The sequence below is a fragment of the Kitasatospora sp. NPDC058046 genome, from assembly GCF_042885595.1.
Classification (GTDB): domain Bacteria; phylum Actinomycetota; class Actinomycetes; order Streptomycetales; family Streptomycetaceae; genus Kitasatospora.
Window position 1 is genome coordinate 96,757 of sequence record NZ_JBHVRS010000003.1, and the last position, 16,372, is coordinate 113,128.

Annotated in this window: 16 protein-coding genes; 7 read left to right on the forward strand and 9 right to left on the reverse strand. The window is 73.6% G+C overall.

What is annotated here, in order from left to right; translation table 11 throughout:
• Positions 1-121: 121 nt before the first annotated feature.
• The 5 genes from ACFVU7_RS08250 to ACFVU7_RS08270 all read right to left on the reverse strand — a co-directional run bounded on the left by ACFVU7_RS08250 (position 122) and on the right by ACFVU7_RS08270 (position 5,440).
• The gene (locus ACFVU7_RS08250; RefSeq protein ID WP_074004220.1) at positions 122-1,420 is read right to left on the reverse strand and encodes a multidrug effflux MFS transporter; all 1,299 of its coding nucleotides are present in this window, start codon (positions 1,418-1,420) and stop codon (positions 122-124) included.
• Between the two features lie 275 nt (positions 1,421-1,695).
• On the reverse strand, positions 1,696-2,178 hold the full coding sequence (locus ACFVU7_RS08255; RefSeq protein ID WP_049657923.1) for a hypothetical protein: 483 nt from the start codon (positions 2,176-2,178) through the stop codon (positions 1,696-1,698).
• A 424-nt stretch (positions 2,179-2,602) separates the two neighbouring features.
• Positions 2,603-3,481 (reverse strand): alkaline phosphatase family protein, encoded by an 879-nt coding sequence (locus ACFVU7_RS08260; RefSeq protein WP_074004219.1) that lies wholly within the window; start codon positions 3,479-3,481, stop codon positions 2,603-2,605.
• Between the two features lie 318 nt (positions 3,482-3,799).
• Complete coding sequence (locus ACFVU7_RS08265) at positions 3,800-4,177, reverse strand: hypothetical protein (protein ID WP_049652263.1); 378 nt, start codon at positions 4,175-4,177, stop codon at positions 3,800-3,802.
• Positions 4,178-4,252: 75 nt separating this feature from the next.
• Complete coding sequence (locus tag ACFVU7_RS08270; RefSeq protein WP_074004218.1) at positions 4,253-5,440, reverse strand: acyl-CoA dehydrogenase family protein; 1,188 nt, start codon at positions 5,438-5,440, stop codon at positions 4,253-4,255.
• Positions 5,441-5,540: 100 nt separating this feature from the next.
• On the opposite strand from ACFVU7_RS08270, the gene ACFVU7_RS08275 reads away from it, so the two are divergent.
• Positions 5,541-6,080 (forward strand): GNAT family N-acetyltransferase, encoded by a 540-nt coding sequence (locus ACFVU7_RS08275; protein ID WP_380778674.1) that lies wholly within the window; start codon positions 5,541-5,543, stop codon positions 6,078-6,080.
• Between the two features lie 79 nt (positions 6,081-6,159).
• Complete coding sequence (locus ACFVU7_RS08280; protein ID WP_074004216.1) at positions 6,160-6,486, forward strand: hypothetical protein; 327 nt, start codon at positions 6,160-6,162, stop codon at positions 6,484-6,486.
• A 79-nt stretch (positions 6,487-6,565) separates the two neighbouring features.
• On the opposite strand, the gene ACFVU7_RS08285 is transcribed toward ACFVU7_RS08280, so the two are convergent.
• Together ACFVU7_RS08285 and ACFVU7_RS08290 are read right to left on the reverse strand one after the other, a co-directional pair.
• A complete protein-coding gene (locus ACFVU7_RS08285; protein ID WP_369808302.1) occupies positions 6,566-6,874 on the reverse strand; it encodes an AzlD domain-containing protein in 309 nt (102 codons plus the stop codon).
• Entirely contained in the window at positions 6,874-7,638 is a 765-nt protein-coding gene (locus ACFVU7_RS08290; RefSeq protein WP_388044680.1) for an AzlC family ABC transporter permease, read from the reverse strand. The genes ACFVU7_RS08285 and ACFVU7_RS08290 overlap by 1 nt, the downstream gene beginning before the upstream one ends.
• Before the next feature lie 183 nt (positions 7,639-7,821).
• Here ACFVU7_RS08290 and ACFVU7_RS08295 point away from each other — a divergent pair, with 183 nt between their 5' ends.
• Positions 7,822-8,463: a helix-turn-helix domain-containing protein gene (locus tag ACFVU7_RS08295; RefSeq protein WP_388044681.1), complete on the forward strand. Its 642-nt coding sequence runs from the start codon at positions 7,822-7,824 to the stop codon at positions 8,461-8,463.
• Positions 8,464-8,494: 31 nt separating this feature from the next.
• Here ACFVU7_RS08295 and ACFVU7_RS08300 read toward each other — a convergent pair whose 3' ends face one another.
• On the reverse strand, positions 8,495-10,504 hold the full coding sequence (locus ACFVU7_RS08300) for a cholesterol oxidase substrate-binding domain-containing protein (RefSeq protein ID WP_388044682.1): 2,010 nt from the start codon (positions 10,502-10,504) through the stop codon (positions 8,495-8,497).
• Between the two features lie 366 nt (positions 10,505-10,870).
• On the opposite strand from ACFVU7_RS08300, the gene ACFVU7_RS08305 reads away from it, so the two are divergent.
• Together ACFVU7_RS08305 and ACFVU7_RS08310 are read left to right on the forward strand one after the other, a co-directional pair.
• The gene (locus ACFVU7_RS08305; RefSeq protein ID WP_388044683.1) at positions 10,871-11,626 is read left to right on the forward strand and encodes a carbon-nitrogen hydrolase family protein; all 756 of its coding nucleotides are present in this window, start codon (positions 10,871-10,873) and stop codon (positions 11,624-11,626) included.
• Between the two features lie 134 nt (positions 11,627-11,760).
• Positions 11,761-13,167 (forward strand): aspartate ammonia-lyase, encoded by a 1,407-nt coding sequence (locus tag ACFVU7_RS08310; protein ID WP_074004214.1) that lies wholly within the window; start codon positions 11,761-11,763, stop codon positions 13,165-13,167.
• 131 nt (positions 13,168-13,298) lie between these two features.
• Here ACFVU7_RS08310 and ACFVU7_RS08315 read toward each other — a convergent pair whose 3' ends face one another.
• Entirely contained in the window at positions 13,299-13,772 is a 474-nt protein-coding gene (locus ACFVU7_RS08315) for an SPW repeat protein (protein WP_310593178.1), read from the reverse strand.
• 185 nt (positions 13,773-13,957) lie between these two features.
• On the opposite strand from ACFVU7_RS08315, the gene ACFVU7_RS08320 reads away from it, so the two are divergent.
• Positions 13,958-14,506 (forward strand): PadR family transcriptional regulator, encoded by a 549-nt coding sequence (locus ACFVU7_RS08320; RefSeq protein ID WP_074004213.1) that lies wholly within the window; start codon positions 13,958-13,960, stop codon positions 14,504-14,506.
• Between the two features lie 91 nt (positions 14,507-14,597).
• The gene (locus ACFVU7_RS08325) at positions 14,598-16,313 is read left to right on the forward strand and encodes an acyl-CoA dehydrogenase family protein (protein WP_074004212.1); all 1,716 of its coding nucleotides are present in this window, start codon (positions 14,598-14,600) and stop codon (positions 16,311-16,313) included.
• The last annotated feature ends 59 nt before the right edge of the window (positions 16,314-16,372 follow it).

The window sequence follows — 16,372 nt, forward strand, 5'->3', positions numbered from 1 at the left end:
GGATGACAGCTGACAGATTTCAACATCTGTCAGCTGTCATCCGTCTTCTGTTCGTTGTTACCCGTTCGCTGTCATCCGTCCGCCGTCAGTCTTCCGGCCGCGGCCTGCCGCCCGTCTCCTGTCAGCCGCCCGCCGCCGCCCGCATCCGCTCCGGTCGGCACAGCGCCAGGTAGACCACCGTCGCGAGCACCCCGCAGACCAGGACCACCAGCGCCAGCAGCACCGCCGACGGCTGACCGCCGAGGCTGCTCAGCGGCGCGACCACCGCGGCGCACAGGAAGTTGCCCGTCCCGAGCAGCGCCGACGCCGTACCCGCCACCTGCGGCTCGACCAGGCCGAGCGCCTGGGCGGCGGTGTTCGGCAGCAGCACGCCCAGGCTGCCCATCATCACGAACAGCGGCGGGCAGAACCCGGCCAGCCCGAAGTCCCACACCGTGGTCAGCAGCACCAGCGCCACCCCGGCGGCGACCGCCGCCGCGAGGCTGCCCAGCATCAGCACCCGCTGCGTGAAGCGCGGCGCCAGCACGCGCCCGTTCACCTGGGTCATCACCACGATCGCGAACGAGTTCAGCCCGAACAGCAGGCTGTAGGTCTGCGGCGAGACCTGGTACACGTGCTGGAGCACCGTCGACGACCCGCTGATGTAGCCGAACAGCGCCCCGAAGGCGAGGGAGCTGGTCAGCGCCAGCCCGAGGAACGGCAGGTTGCCCAGCAGCCGTCCCATCGTCCGCAGGGTCGCGCCCACGCCGCCGCGGTCCCGGGTCTCCGGCGGCAGCGTCTCGCGCAGCACCCCGAACGAGACCAGGGTGAGCAGCAGCCCGAGCGCCGTCAGCACGCCGAAGGTGCCGCGCCACGAGGTGAACCGCATCAGCTGCGCGCCGATGATCGGCGCGAGGATCGGCGCCAGCCCGGATATCAGGGCGATCGAGGCGAGGAAGCGCAGCAGCGCGACGCCCTGGAAGCGGTCCCGGGAGACGGCGCGTCCGATCACCAGCCCGGCGGACCCGGCCGCGCCCTGGACGAAGCGGGCGGCGATCAGCACGGCCAGGTTCGGCGCGAACACGCACACCACGCTGGACAGGGTGTAGAGGACGAGCCCGGCGAGCAGCGGCACCCGGCGCCCGTAGCGGTCGCTGAGCGGCCCGAAGAGCAGCTGCCCGGCGGCGACCCCGAACATCGAGAAGGTCAGGGTGAGCTGGACGGCGGCCGGCTGGGCGACCAGGTCGTCGGCGATCGCGGGCAGGCCCGGCAGGTAGAGGTCGGTGGTGAGCGGACCGAGCGCGGTGAGGCCGCCGAGGGCGGCGATCACGGCCCAGCCGGGACGGGTCTGGCCGGTGGCGGGTGCGGCGACGGATGCGGGGGCGGTGGTGGCGGCAGCGGTCGACGTGTCGTCGGTGGGGCCGACGGTCGGGCCGGGCATGGTTCTCCTTACGGACGGGCGACGTGGGGTTCGTTCGCGCTCCGTCCTACCGCAGCACGGTCCGGTTCCGACAGCGGGGGTACGTGCTGTCCGGCTGCGGGGGTGCGCCGGGCGGATCGTCCGCCGCCCGTTTCCGGCCCGCACACGGCGACGGCCCGCCCGCACCTTCCGGTGCCCGGCGGGCCGTTCCGTTCCCCGGTCGCGGCGACCAGGAGTGCTCAGAGGTGTTCAGGGGTTCCCGGGAGTGCTCAGGAGTACTCGGGTGCCCGCCGGACTCAGCGCTTGGCGACGTGCTCGGCGCGCAGCGCCGCCTGCACCGCCGCGCCGTCCTGCCACGCGTAGAGCTGGTTGCCGGTCAGCGCCACGTTGTAGTACCCACAGGTGCCGATGACCTTGGTCGCGACGCCCTCGGGGAACCAGCCGGCCTTGAGCGACTCCGGCACCGGGTGCGCGCTCTTGCCCGGCTGCCCGGCGGTGCAGCCGACGGGCAGCCGCTCCTCCGGGAGGGTGGCGCGCAGCAGGCGGTCGTCGCCCCTGGTGGACATCAGGTACTTCACCCCGGAGGCGTTGTCGGGCAGCCAGGTCGGCATCGACCGGCGGTCGGCCTTGGCCTGGGTGCCGGTCTCGTACGAGCCCTGTTGCTGGTGGTGCTCGTCGTACCAGTCGGACACCCGCGGGCCGATTGCCACGGCCGCCACGGCGACGGCCATGCCGGTACCAGCGACTCCCAGCGCGACCTTGCTCACGATGCCCTTCATGCCCGGCTGTCCTCTCCGTGTCGTGACCGGTGCGGCCGTCGCCGACCGCTCGTCTCCGCCGCCGGCGGCCGCTCAGGTCCGCGTCGCCGGCCCGGTCGGCGTGCTCCACCGTCCGGTGCAACCATCGTGGCCCGTCCCGACCCGTCGGATCGTCACCACCAGGTCGCGATCTTGTCTCCAACCCACGGGGTACCTTCTCCACCTTCAGGCGTATGTCCTTCGGCAGGGACCCTGAGGCCCGCAGGTCCGGGGCCCGCGGGCTCGGAGGCGTGCCGCTCCGGCGCCCAGGCCGGCACGCGCGGGTCGAGCGCGGCCCGAGCCCCGGTCGAGCCCCGGTCGAGCCTCGCTCAAGCCCGGCGCCGCCGCAGCCCGGCCTGCTGCACCCGGGGGCACCGGTACCCCCGGATCGCGGACCGCCCGCCGCTCAGACCGCCGCCGGCACCGGCCTGGCCAGCGGGAACGGGCGGCCGTCGAGGGTCCAGTGCGGGTCGATCGGGCGCAGCAGGGAGGCGTACACCTGCGCGGCGACGTCCGGGTGGCGGATCTCGCCGGTGGGCGGGCCGGCCGGGATGCCGTGCCCCGCGCAGGCGACCCAGGCCGTCCGCTCCTCGACCGTACGGCCGCCGTGGCCGCCGGCGTCCACGTGCCCGTGGTCGGTGACGACGATGACCGTCCACTGCTCCTCGGCGTAGGTCGCCCGGCCGCGGACGGCGTCGAGGAGGCGGCCGAGGCGCTCGTCGGCGGTGCGCATGGACGCGCGGTACTCGTCGCCGCAGCCCAGGAAGTGGGCGGTCTCGTCGACGGCGCCGAGGTAGACGAAGGAGGCCTCCGGGTCGGCGGTGCCGAGGACGTGGACGGCCTCCCGGACGACCTCCTCGTCCACCGCCTCCCAGGCCTCGGGGGTGTCCTCGGCGGGGGCCACGTAGGAGAGCCGGCCGGGGGCGCGGAACAGCGGGCCGCCGGACTCGTTGATCATCAGCGGGTCCCAGCCAGCCGCGACGAAGGTGCGGCGCCGGTCGCCCCGGGCGAGGCGGGTGGCGAAGTCGGGGAACACGTCGAGCCGGTTGCCGCCCAGGTGGTTGCCCCAGACCCCGTGCTTGGCGGGCTCGACCCCGGTCACGATGGTGGTCCAGCACGGCCCGGACATGGTGGGCGTGCCGTCCGCGACGGTGACCGGCACCAGGAACCCGGCCTCGGCGACCTCCTCCAGGCGCGGCATCTGCACCTGCGCCAGGTAGTCGTGGCGGACACCGTCGATCCCGACGACGAGAACGCGGGGGCGGGGCCACTGGGCAGCGGACATGGGACGTTCCTTTCGGTCGTGCGCACCCGGCCGCGCCCGCCGAGGGCGCCGCCGACCGCGCCATGCTCCACCGACCGCCGTACCGGTCGGCGTCACCTCACCGAACGCCGGGTGTCCACGAGGTGTCGGAAGAGCGCCGGGGAGCCGCCGGGGCGGTCCGCGGCCGACGGGGGCCGTACGGAACGGGCCGCCCCGCCGACCGTGCCGACGCCGCGGGCTCCGGGCCGCGGGCTCCGGGCGGCGGGGCGGCAGGCGGGGAGGCGGCAGGTCGGCGCTACGGACGGCGGGGCAGGTCGGGGCTGCCGGCGGCGGGGCGGGTCACGACTGCGGGCGGAACTCGTGGACCACCTCGATGCGGCCGACGATGTGCCGGTTGAACTCGGCCAACTCCTCGGCGGGCACCCAGAGTTCGAGGATCGTCCGGCCGCCCGCCCGCTGGACGGGGTAGCGGGCGAGGAAGGCGGTGTCGACCTCGAAGCGGGTGACGTAGCCGACGCCGGAGGCGGGCACGTTCCAGTCCCGGGCGATCCGGATCGCGTAGTCCTCGTTGAGGACGGGGTAGAAGATCGGCTGCTCGGGCAGGCGGGGCGGCCAGGCGCGCCGGTCGGCGGCCTCGACCAGGGCCAGCTCCTCCGGGCCGGTGGGGCGCCAGAGGGTGGTGGTCGGGGGCCGCGTCGGGACGTACTGGCTGGTCATGGCAGGGACGGTAGCCGGGCCGCGACGGGCCCGGCCACCGGTTTTCCCGGGCCGGGAAGGGCGGGCGGCGGCCCGTCAGCGGTAGGCGGACTCGCCGGTGATGGCCTCGCCGAGGACCAGGGTGTGGATCTCACTGGTGCCCTCGTAGGTGAGCACCGACTCCAGGTTGTTGGCGTGCCGCAGCACCGGGTACTCGGTGGTGATGCCATTGGCGCCGAGGACGGTCCGGGCGCTGCGGGCGATCTCCAGCGCGGTGCGGACGTTGTTGAGCTTGCCGAAGCTGATGTGCTGCGGGCGGGCCGCGCCCTGCTCCTTGAGCCGGCCGATCCGCAGCGCGACCAGGTAGGCCTTCTCGACCTCCAGCATCATCTCGACCAGCTTCTGCTGGGTCAGCTGGAAGCCCGCGATCGGGCGGTCGAACTGGATCCGGCTCTTGGCGTAGTCCAGGGCGGCGGTGTAGCAGTCGCGGGCGGCTCCGACGGTGCCCCAGAGGATGCCGTAGCGGGCCTCGTTGAGGGAGGAGAGCGGTCCGCGCAGGCCGACCACCCCGGGCAGCACTGCGTCGGCGGGCAGCACCACCTCGTCGAAGGCCAGCTCGCTGGTGACGGAGGCGCGCAGCGAGAGCTTGCCGTGCACGTCGGTGGCGGTCAGGCCGCGGGTGCCGCGCTCGACCAGGAAGCCGCGCACGCCCTCCTCGGTCTGCGCCCAGACCACGGCGACGTCGGCGATGCTGCCGTTGGTGATCCACATCTTGCTGCCGGACAGCACCCAGTCGCCGCCCTCACCGCCCTTCCGCACCGCCCGGGTCCGCATGTTGGCGGGGTCGGAGCCGAAGTCCGGCTCGGTGAGGCCGAAGCAGCCGATCAGTTCACCGGCGGCCATGCCGGGCAGCCAGCGCTGCTTCTGCTCCTCGGAGCCGAAGGCGTGGATCGAGCGCATGGCGAGCGAGCCCTGGACGGAGACGAAGCTGCGCAGCCCGGAGTCGGCCGCCTCCAGCTCCATGCAGGCCACCCCGTACGCCACCGCGTCGGCGCCCGCGCAGCCGTAGCCGTCGAGGTGCATGCCGAGCACGCCCAGGGCGCCGAGCTCGGGGGCCAGCTCGCGGACCGGGAAGACCCCGCGCTCGAACCAGTCGCCGATGTGCGGGCGGATGTGCTCCTCGGTGAACCGGCGAACGGTGTCGCGGATCAGCCGCTCCTCGTCCGAGAGCAGGTCGCCGACGGCGAGCAGGTCGGACGGGTCGATCCGGGTCGGCTTCGTCATCGAAGCTCCTTGTACTCTCGGCGGAATACCAGCGGAATACCGGCGAGTATCGCGCACCCGGCCGAGCGGTGGGCGGGCGCGAACGAGTGAGGATGGCGACATGTCCGACGGTGCGTACGTGATCGGCGAGGTGACGGCCCAGGAGCTGGACGACTCGGCGGAGGAGTTCGCCGGGCTCCTGGTGGAGACCGTGCACGGCGGCGCCTCGATCGGGTTCCTCGCCCCGCTGGCGCCCGACGAGGCCACGACGTGGTGGCGGGCGCTCGGCCCGGACCTCGCGGCCGGCCGGCTGGTGCTGTGGACCGCCCGGAACCGGGCCGACGGACGGCTGGCCGGCACGGTGCAGCTGCGGCCCGCCACCACCGCGAACGGCCGCCACCGGGGCGAGGTGGCCAAGCTGATGGTGCACCCCGCCGATCGCGGGCACCGGCTGGCGGGACGGCTGCTGGCAGCCCTGGAGGAACGGGCGGTGGAGCTGGGCATCCGGCTACTGGTGCTGGACACCGAGACCGGGAGCCCGGCGGAGCGGCTCTACGAGGGGGCGGGCTGGACCCGGGTCGGTTCGGTGCCGGACTTCGCGGCCGACCCGGCGGGCGTGCTCCGGCCGACCACCATCTTCTTCAAGTCGCCGACGCGCTGACGGGTCGACGGGCCGGGCGGGCGAAGCGGGCCGGGCGGGCCGAGGGACACAGCGGATCGGAACGGAACGGGAGCAGGGCATGGCACGTTGGGCGCTGGTCGTGGAGGAGACGGTGGGCACCGGGCACGACCGGACCTGGGGCAGCAAGGTGCTCGCCGAGGTCGAGGGCAGCCGCGAGGAGGCCGTCGAGGAGCTGAAGCGGCTCGTCCCCTCCTACACCCCGCAGCACCCGTTCAACAGCCGACGGCGGACGCTGCTCCGCGACGGGGACACCTACCTGCTGGTCTCGCAGGGGAGCATGCGCGACTACCACTGCGTGTTCAAGGTGTGGGAGCTGCTGTGGGACAGCGAGCGGCCGGAGGTCCAGGCGGAGCGCCTGGCCGAGGGGGACGCGGAGGACGGGTGACGGAGGGCGGGTGACAGCGAACAGATGACAGCCGACAGATAACAGATAACAGATTTCAAACTCTGTCAGCTGTCAGCCGTCACCCCACCCCGCAGAGCCGCAGCACCGCCGTCGTCGCCGCACCGGCGACCACCACCACCGGGAACGGTGCCCGGCGCAGCGCGAGCACCCCTGCGGCCAGCACGCCCGCCGGGCGGGCCCACCCCGCGAAGCCGTGCCCCTGGGTCAGCGCGCCGGTCGCGACCAGGGCCACGAGCAGCACCGTCGCCGCGACGGCCAGCAGGTGCCGCAGTCGCTCCGAGAGGGCGAGCCGGCCGGCGAGCAGCGGCCCGGCGAGCCGGTAGGCGTACGTTCCGGCCGCGAGCAGCAGAACGGCGTACAGCGGCATCATCGAACCGTCTCCTTCTCGCTCTTCACAGCACTCTCCCCGCCCACCGCGTTCTCCACGTTCTGCTCGTCCGCGGCACTCCGGGCCGCCTCCCCCGCCGCCGGCCGTCCGGCGAACAGCAGCCCGACGAGGGCCAGCAGCACCGGCAGCCCGGCCGGGACGAACGGCGTGGCGGCGACCGCGACCACCGCTCCCACCAGCGCCGCCGTACGGATGCGGCGGCCCACGAGCGAGGGCAGGACGAGGGCGAGCAGCACCGCCGGGAAGGCGGCGTCCAGGCCGAGCGCGTCGGTGTCGCCGATCAGCCCGCCCGCGAGCGCGCCGAGCAGCACCGAGACGTTCCAGACCACGAACAGCGCGATCCCGCAGAGCCAGTACACGGCGTGGCGCCGGCGCGGCTCGTTCTGCTGCAGGGCGAAGGCGGCGGTCTCGTCGGTGAGCAGCTGCGCGCCCAGCAGGCGCCGCCACCAGGGGCCGTCGAGCACGTCGGCCACGGTGAAGCCGAAGGGCAGCAGCCGGGCGTTGAGCACCAGCCCGGTGGCGACCGCGGCGAGGGCGCCGCCGCCGGAGAGCACCACGCCGACCGCCGCGAACTGGGAGCCGCCCGCGAACACCAGGACGGAGAGGGCGACCGGCACCCAGAGCGGCAGACCGCCGGAGACGCTGATCGCGCCGAAGGAGGCGCCGACGAGGGCATCGGCCAGGCAGACCAGAGCGACGTCCCGGAGGGTGGCGCGCTCCAGTGTTCGGAGTAGCGAACGCATGTTCATTAGAGTGAACCGCTCCAGCCTCGTTCGTCAAGGCGAACAGGCGGACCGATCCGGCGAACGATGGCCGACGCGGTCGGTACGGTCGGCACGACCGACCGTGGCAGCATGAACGGCGGAATCGGCCGCACCGGGAGCCGTGGACGTGGAAGGGGCCAGGAGGAAGCGTGAGTGGCGAGCATGAGTGACCAGACCACCCCGGCCACGGGCCCCGACGACGGCACTGGCAACAGCCCCGGCGGCAGCAGCGCCGGCGGCAACGGCAACGGGAACGGCACCGAGCTGATCGGCCAGATCGCCTCCGCGATCCGGCGCGAGCGCGAGCGCAGCGGCCTGTCGATGGCCGAGCTGGCCCGGCGTGCGGGCATCGCCAAGTCCACCCTGTCCCAGCTGGAGTCGGGCGCGGGCAACCCCAGCGTGGAGACGCTCTGGGCGCTCGGGGTCGCGCTGAACGTGCCGTTCAGCCGGCTGGTCGACCCGCCTCGCCCGGTGGTCAAGGTGATCCGGGCCGGCGAGGGCCCGGTGACCCACTCCGAGCGCGCCGACTACGCCGCCACCGTGCTCTCCTCCTGCCCGCCCAACGCCCGGCGCGACATCTACCGGATCGAGGCGCAGCCGGGCGAGACCAGGGCCTCCGACCCGCACATGCCCGGCACCGTCGAGCACGTGCTGATCGGTGCCGGGCGGGCGCTGGTCGGACCGACGGAGGCGCCGGTGGAACTGGGCCCGGGCGACTACGTGAGCTACCCGGGCGACGCTCCGCACGTGTTCCGCGCCCTGGCCCCGGACACCCTCGCGGTGATCGTCATGGAACACATCTGACGACCAGCCAGCATCCCCTTGCGGGCACGGACTACTTCAACAGCCCGTCCAGGAAGGGATTTCCGAACACCCGGTGCGGGTCGTGGCGGTCCAGGACGGCGACCGCCTCGTCCCAGCCGGGCCCGCCGCCGACCCGCAGGCTGTCGGGGATGGCCCGGCCGATCATGTCCGGGTCGGACCAGGCGGCGGCGTCGGTGTAGGCCCAGCCCTTGGACCACTCGACCCGCAGGCCCGCCCGGGTGCCGTCGAAGGTGCGCAGCAGCCACTGCTCCAACTCCCGGGCGAAGCGCTCCAGTCCGGGGGTGCCGGGGAAGGCCAGGACGTCCAGCCAGACCGCCGTGTCCCACTCGGGACGGTCGGCGCGCGGGCGCAGTGCGGACAGCAGCGGGGGCCGGGCGCCGGGGACGCCGGAGGCGGCCGGGTCGTCCAGGCCGGTGACCCGGATCTCCACCGCGCCGTTCACCGGGAACTCACCTCGGGCCTGGTAGGCGGCGAGCAACTCCCGGTAGTAGGCGGCGAATTCGCTCACCACCCACTGGAGGTCGGCGCGCTTGGTGAGGATCGCGTAGCCGTTGGCGGTGACCCGCAGGGTGGTCGGGCGGACGTACTGGAGCAGGGCACGGGAAGGGCCCCAGAGGTCGGAGTGCAGTCCGCCGGCGAGCAGGTGGGTGAGCACCTCGCCGCTGAGCAGCCGGCGCAGCAGGTCGCCGGAGAGCAGGATGTCCGTGATGTCGCCGGTGAGCCCCACCTTCGCGACCAGGTACTGGAGTTGGCCGAACAGCGGGGCCGATGCCCAGGCGCCGGCGACGATCTCCCCGGCGAGCCGGGCGACCGGCTCCGGAATGCTGTCCGAGAAGGGGTAGTTGTAGGGGCGGTCGACGGAGAGGGAGCCGAGCGGCTTGTTCGGGGTGACGCTCCAGGTCTTGAGCCAGGGGTACTCGGTGTAGGCGAACCAGATCGCCTCGACCCGGCCGTCGCGGTCCACGAACTCGGCGAGCGTGCGCGGGCCGCTCCCGCCGCCGAGGACGCCGCCCAGCACTCCCCCGAGCACTCCGCCGAGCCCGCCGCCGGTCCCGGTGCCGCTGCCCGGGCGGGCGAAGAGCTCGCTCGCCGGGATGTCGAGCCGGCTGACGCAGCGCAAGGGGCGGTCGGCGCCGGCCCGCAGCACCACCTCGGTGAGGAAGGCGCGGCCCAGGTGCACCAGGAAGGCGGCGCTGTCGGCCTCGGAGCGGTCGAAGGTGCGCAGCGTGTAGCGGCCGGTGGCCGGGTCGAGGACGACGGCGGTGAGCCGGACGACCTGGTTGCCGACCGAGCCGTAGCCGTGCCCCTCCGGCCGCACCTCCCCGACCGCCGCGGTGGCGGTGCCGTGGCCGCCGATGGCGAGCACGCCGCCGACGGTGAGCTCGCCGGGGGCGGGGCAGGCGGTCAGGCCCAGGCCGCGCTGGGCCAGGTGCGCGAGCAGGGCCTCCATGGTGGCGCCGGTCTGCACCCGGACGGTGCCGGGCGAGTCGGCGCTGATGGCGGTGAGGTACCGGCTGGTGTCCACGAGCAGGACCCGGGCGCTCTCCGGGGTCCCGGCGGCGACGGTGAGCGGCGCCCAGGTGTGCCGGTAGCCGGAGGCGCGCAGCCGCCAGCCGTTGGCGTGCGCCCAGTCGGCGAGGGCCGGGACCTCCTCGGGGGTGCGCGGCGCGCAGGTCCACAGCTGGTCGGTGCGGATCTCGCCGGACCAGTTCTGGAAGACCCGCTGGTAGAGCTCGGTGCCGGCGGGCAGCCCGGGCGGTACGGGCGTGGCGGCCTCGGCGCTGTCCGGGCCGACGGTGCCGCGCAGCAGCCAGGCCGCGCCGCCGAGCACCGCCGACGCGCCCAGCAGCTGTCGGCGGGTGAGGCCGTCGGTGGTGCCCCTCCGCGGGCCCGCCGGGGCCGCCGGGGCCGCCGGGGCCGTCGACGAGGCTCTCGCCGGGGCCTGCGCCCGAGCGCCCGCGGAGGCCTCCGTCGGGGCGTCCGCAGCGGCGTCCACCTGGGCGTTCATGCGGGTATTCATGGGGGTCATCCCCTCCGGTGCCGCCCCGTCACCCGTTCCGCCCCTCGGGCCGTGTCCTGTGGTCATCCGTCCGTCCGCCCCTTCGCGCTGGTCCCCCCGGGCCGAGCTGCGGCGATCCGGGTCCGGCCGGAGTCCGCCCGGCCCGGTCTGGAGCGTAGGGAGGGGCGTACGGCCGTTTGAAGCACCCGCCGGGGATCTCACTCCTTCGAGTGAGATCGGTCCGATCCGCCCCGGGAACCCCGTCCACCTGCACAGCTCCTCGTCCGGACTCTGTTGCCCGGCTCCTCGGCGGGCGCATAGGTTGATCGCGATCACCCCACCCCGCCCGCCGGAGGCCCCGCCGTGCCCTCGTCCGCGAACCCGCCCGTGCCCGCGCGTCCCGTGCCCGGGCCGCTGACGGTCGCCGTCGCCCAGCCCGTCTGCGCCGCCGCCGGCCGTCCGGACACCGTGTCCGAGAACGCGGCCCGGCACGCCGAGGCGGTACGGGAGGCGGGCACCCGGCTGGTGGTGTTCCCCGAGCTGTCGCTGACCGGCTACGACCTGGCCGCACCGGCCGTCGACCCGGCGGACGCCCGGCTCGCACCGCTGGTGGCGGCCTGCGCCGCAGCCGGTGCCGTCGCCCTGATCGGGGCGCCGGTGGTCGAGGCCGACGGGCGCGAGTCCGTCGCCACGCTGGCGGTCACCGGGGAGGGCGCCGAGGTCGTCTACCGGAAGATGCGCCTGCACGGCGCCGAGGTCGAGCGCTTCACCCCGGGCGGGAAGCCCGTCGTCCTGGAGCTGGACGGTCTGCGGCTCGGCCTCGCCGTCTGCGCGGACGCCGCCGATCCGACGCACGCCGAGGAGACCGCCGCGCTCGGCATCGACGCCTACGTCGCCTCCACCCTCTACGGGCCCGGCGCCGCCCAGGCCGAGCGCCGGGACGGCCACGTCCGCGACCGGGCCGCCGCCCACGGGGTGTGGTGCGTGCTCGCGACCTGCGCCGGGGCCACCGGCGAGTACCCGGACAGCTCGGGCGGCTCCGGCGTCTGGGCCCCGGGCGGCGGCCTCGTCGCCCAGGCCGGTACCGCCCCGGGCGAGCTGGTCCGCGCCGAGGTGGCCCGTACCGGCCTGCCCCGGCAGTAGGCGCCGGGCCCGAACCGGGACCAGAACCGGAACCGGGTCACCCCCACCGGAAATACCCGGGCCCCGCTCGCGGCTGTGGTGATCGGAGATCCGTTCCGGGCCCGGTCGGGCCCGTACAGGAGGTGCAGCGCGCGATGGGTGGCCAGCAGGAGAAGCCGCAGGAGTACCGGATCGAGCACGACTCGATGGGCGAGGTCCGGGTGCCGGCCGACGCGAAGTGGCAGGCGCAGACGCAGCGGGCGGTGGAGAACTTCCCGGTGTCCGGTCAGCGGCTGGAGCGGGCGCACATCGCCGCGCTGGCCCGCATCAAGGCGGCAGCCGCCCGGGTGAACGCCCGGCTCGGGGTGCTGGACGAGGAGACGGCGGAGGCGATCGCGGCGGCGGCCGAGGAGGTCGCGGAGGGGCGCTGGGACGACCAGTTCCCGGTGGACGTGTTCCAGACCGGCTCGGGCACCTCGTCCAACATGAACACCAACGAGGTGATCGCGACCCTGGCCGGGGAGCGGCTGGGCCGGCCGGTCCACCCGAACGACCACGTCAACGCCAGCCAGTCGTCCAACGACGTCTTCCCGTCCTCGATCCACATCGCCGCCACCGGCGCCGTCACCCACGACCTGGTCCCGGCGCTGGAGCACCTCGCGGAGGCGTTGGAGCGCAAGGCCGCCGAGTTCGCCCGGGTGGTCAAGTCGGGCCGCACCCACCTGATGGACGCCACGCCCGTCACGCTCGGCCAGGAGTTCGGCGGCTACGCGGCGCAGGTACGGCACGGGCGGGAGCGGCTGCTGGCCACCCTCCCCCGGGTGGCCGAACTCCCGCTCGGCGGCACGGCGGTGGGCACCGGGATCAACACCCCGCCCGGCTTCCCGGAGGCCGTCATCGCGGAGGTCGCCCGCGCCACCGACCTGCCGCTGACCGAGGCCAGGAACCACTTCGAGGCGCAGGGCGCGCGGGACGCCCTGGTCGAACTGAGCGGTCAACTGCGCACGGTGGCGGTCGGGTTCACGAAGATCGCGAACGACCTGCGGTGGATGGGCTCCGGTCCGCGCACCGGGCTCGGCGAGATCAACCTGCCGGACCTCCAGCCGGGTTCGTCGATCATGCCGGGCAAGGTGAACCCGGTGCTGCCCGAGGTGGTGCTGATGGTCGCCGCCCAGGTGGTGGGCAACGACGCGACGGTCACCCTGGCGGGCGCGAGCGGCAACTTCGAGCTGAACGTGATGCTCCCGGTGCTCGCCCGCAACGTGCTGGAGTCAGTGCGGCTGCTCGCCAACAGCGCCCGGCTGCTGGCCGACCGGACGGTGGACGGCATCACCGCCAACGTCGAACGGGCCCGGGAGTACGCGGAGTCCTCGCCCTCGGTGGTGACCCCGCTGAACCGCTACATCGGGTACGAGGAGGCCGCGAAGGTCGCCAAGCAGGCGCTGGCGGAGCGCAAGACGATCCGTCAGGTGGTGCTGGAGCGCGGCTACGTCGAACAGGGCAGGCTCACCGTGGAGCAGCTGGACGAGGCGCTGGACGTGCTGCGGATGACGCACCCCTAGCGGGCCGGGCCGGCCGGCGGCTGTGACACGACTTGGTCCCGGTCGCCGGCCGCGCCTTCGCCGAAGGACGTGCGCCGGGGCGCGGCGGGCGGTTGCGCCCTCCGCGCCCCGGTCACGGGCTGCGGGGAAGATCAGCCCTTGGCGCGACCGGCCCGGCCGCGCCGCATCGATGCTCCGTTCGACGTCATGGTCGCCATCGAGATCGCCGCGAGGCCGAGCAGGAACATCACGGCGCCCACGATGACGCAGGTCACGATGTTCTTGCCGTGCGCGACGGACCCGGAGACGACCCACGGGGAGATGATCGTCCAGGCACCGAGCGCGGCGGCCGCCCAGGCCCGCGCGTGGGTGCGTTCGTAGGCCGACCCGTAGCCGGCCATCAGAGCCGTGTAGGCCAGCCCGACGATCAGGCAGGTCACGGTCAGGGTGTTGTACGCGGTGAAGCCGACGATCCACGGCGATGCCGCCAGGAAGAGGCCGGCCAGGACGGCCAGGGCCTCGATGCCCTGGGCACGGGGGGTCGAGGTGACCCGCTCGTAGCGTTCGCGCAGTTCGACGATGTCCGGATGGTGCTCCATGCCCGTCGTCGGGATATGGGTTGCCACCGATACCACCTCCTGTGGTCGGAACCGGTAAGGCGCTTGCCCCGTACCCATTCTGGCTCTTATCCAACGATTTGCACCCAATCATCCGGAATAACCGATAACCATCGGATCACGCCGGTGACCTGCGTCTCAACCGTCCGGGTCGCCATTGCCTATGCAACTCGTTGCATAGCAGGATGCGGGCCATGGCACTGGAGCACGCGATCCTCGTCTCACTGCTGGAGCAGCCCGGCTCCGGCTACGAGCTGGCCCGGCGCTTCGACCGCTCGATCGGGCGCTTCTGGACCGCCACCCACCAGCAGATCTACCGGGTGCTGCGGCGGATGGAGGCGGACGGCTGGGTGGCCGCGCAGGAGGTCAGCCAGGACGGACGCCCGGACAAGAAGGTCTACTCGGCGGCCGAGGCCGGACGGGCCGCGCTGGCCGGCTGGCTGCGCGAACCGGTCGAACCGGAGACCGTCCGGCACGAGCTCGCGGTCAAGATCCGGGCCGCCGCCTTCGACGACCCGGCCGCACTGATCTCCGAGGTCGAACGGCACCGCGAGGGCCATGCCGCCCTGCTCGCCCGCTACCTGCACGGCGAGCAGCGGGACTTCCCCGACGCCACCGCGCTCGACGCCGGGCAGCAGCTGCAGCACGTGGTGCTGCGCGGCGGCATCGAGTACGAGCGGATGACCCTCGCCTGGCTCGACGACGTGCTCGCCACCCTGCGCCGCCTCTCCTCCGCCGGCTGACGGCGGACCGCCGACGACCGGCGGACGGCGGGCGACGCCCGGTCCCTGCCACCCGCCCCTCCTCACACCCTCGACCCCCGGGAGCCCCTCGATGCTCTTCAACCCGCGCAACTACGACCCCGCACAGTTCGACGAGCCGACCCGCCGGCTGCTGCGCGCGACGGTGGACTGGTTCGAGTCCCGCGGCAAGAAGGCGCTGATCGACACCTACATCGACCGCAGCTGGTACGCCGACTTCCTGGACTTCGCCGCGAAGGAGGGCCTGTTCGCGGAGTTCCTGACCCCCGCCTCGGCCGACCCCGACAAGCGCTGGGACACCGCCCGCATCGCCGAGCTGAACGAGATCCTCGGTTTCTACGGCCTCGGCTACTGGTACACCTGGCAGGTCACCATCCTGGGCCTGGGCCCGGTCTGGCAGAGCGGGAACGAGGCGGTCCGCGCCCGCGCCGCCAAGCTGCTGGCCGAGGGCCACGTGATGGCCTTCGGCCTCTCCGAGCGCACCCACGGCGCGGACATCTACTCCACCGACATGATCCTCACCCCGGACGGCGAGGGCGGCTTCACCGCGACCGGTTCCAAGTACTACATCGGCAACGGCAACGTGGCCGGCCTGGTCTCGGTGTTCGGCCGCCGCTCTGACGTCGAGGGCCCGGAGGGCTACGTCTTCTTCGCCGCCGACAGCCGCCACGACGCGTACCACCTGGTCAAGAACGTGGTGAACGCGCAGATGTACGTCAGCGAGTTCCGCCTGGAGGACTACCCGGTGCGCGCCGAGGACGTGCTGCACACCGGCCAGGCCGCCTTCGACGCCGCGCTCAACACCGTCAACGTCGGCAAGTTCAACCTCTGCACCGCCTCGATCGGCATCTGCGAGCACGCGATGTACGAGGCCGTCACGCACGCCCACAACCGGGTGCTGTACGGCAAGCGGGTCACCGACTTCCCGCACGTCAAGCGGGAGTTGACCGACGCCTACGTCCGCCTGGTGGCGATGAAGCTGTTCAGCGCGCGGGCCGTGGACTACTTCCGCACCGCCTCCCCCGAGGACCGCCGCTACCTGCTGTTCAACCCGATGACCAAGATGAAGGTCACCACCGAGGGCGAGAAGGTCATCGACCTGATGTGGGACGTCATCGCCGCCAAGGGCTTCGAGGCGGACACCTACTTCGACAAGGCCGCGAAGGACATCCGCGGCCTGCCGAAGCTGGAGGGCACCGTCCACGTCAACCTGGCGCTGATCCTCAAGTTCATGGGCAACTACCTGTTCGCCCCGGCCGACTACGCCCCGGTGCCGAGCCGCCTGGACGCCGCCGACGACGACTTCCTGTTCCGGCAGGGCCCGGCCCGCGGCCTCGGCGCGATCCGCTTCCACGACTGGCGCGCCGCCTACGACCGCCACGCCGCGCTGCCCAACGTCGCCCGCTTCCGCGAGCAGGCCGACGGCTTCTGCGCGCTGCTGCTCGAGAACGCGCCGAGCAAGGAGCAGCAGGCCGACCTGGACTTCCTGCTGGAGATCGGCCAGCTGTTCGCGCTGATCGTCTACGGCCAGCTGGTGCTGGAGCAGGCCGAGTTGACCGGCCTGACCGCCTCCGAGGACGGCGGCGACGTGCTGGACCGGATCTTCGACGCGCTGGTCCGCGACTTCTCCGCGCACGCCACCGAGCTGCACGGCAAGGCCTCGGCCACCGAGGAGCAGGCCGCCTGGGCGCTGACGAACGTGCGCCGCCCGGTCGCCGACCCGGCGCGGGACGCGCGGGTGTGGGAGCGGGTCGAGGCCCTCTCCGGTGCGTACGAGATGCGGCCGTAGGGCTGAGCGGCAGGACTCCGGGGGTGCCGGTCGGCGGGCCGGCACCCCCGGTTCACTTC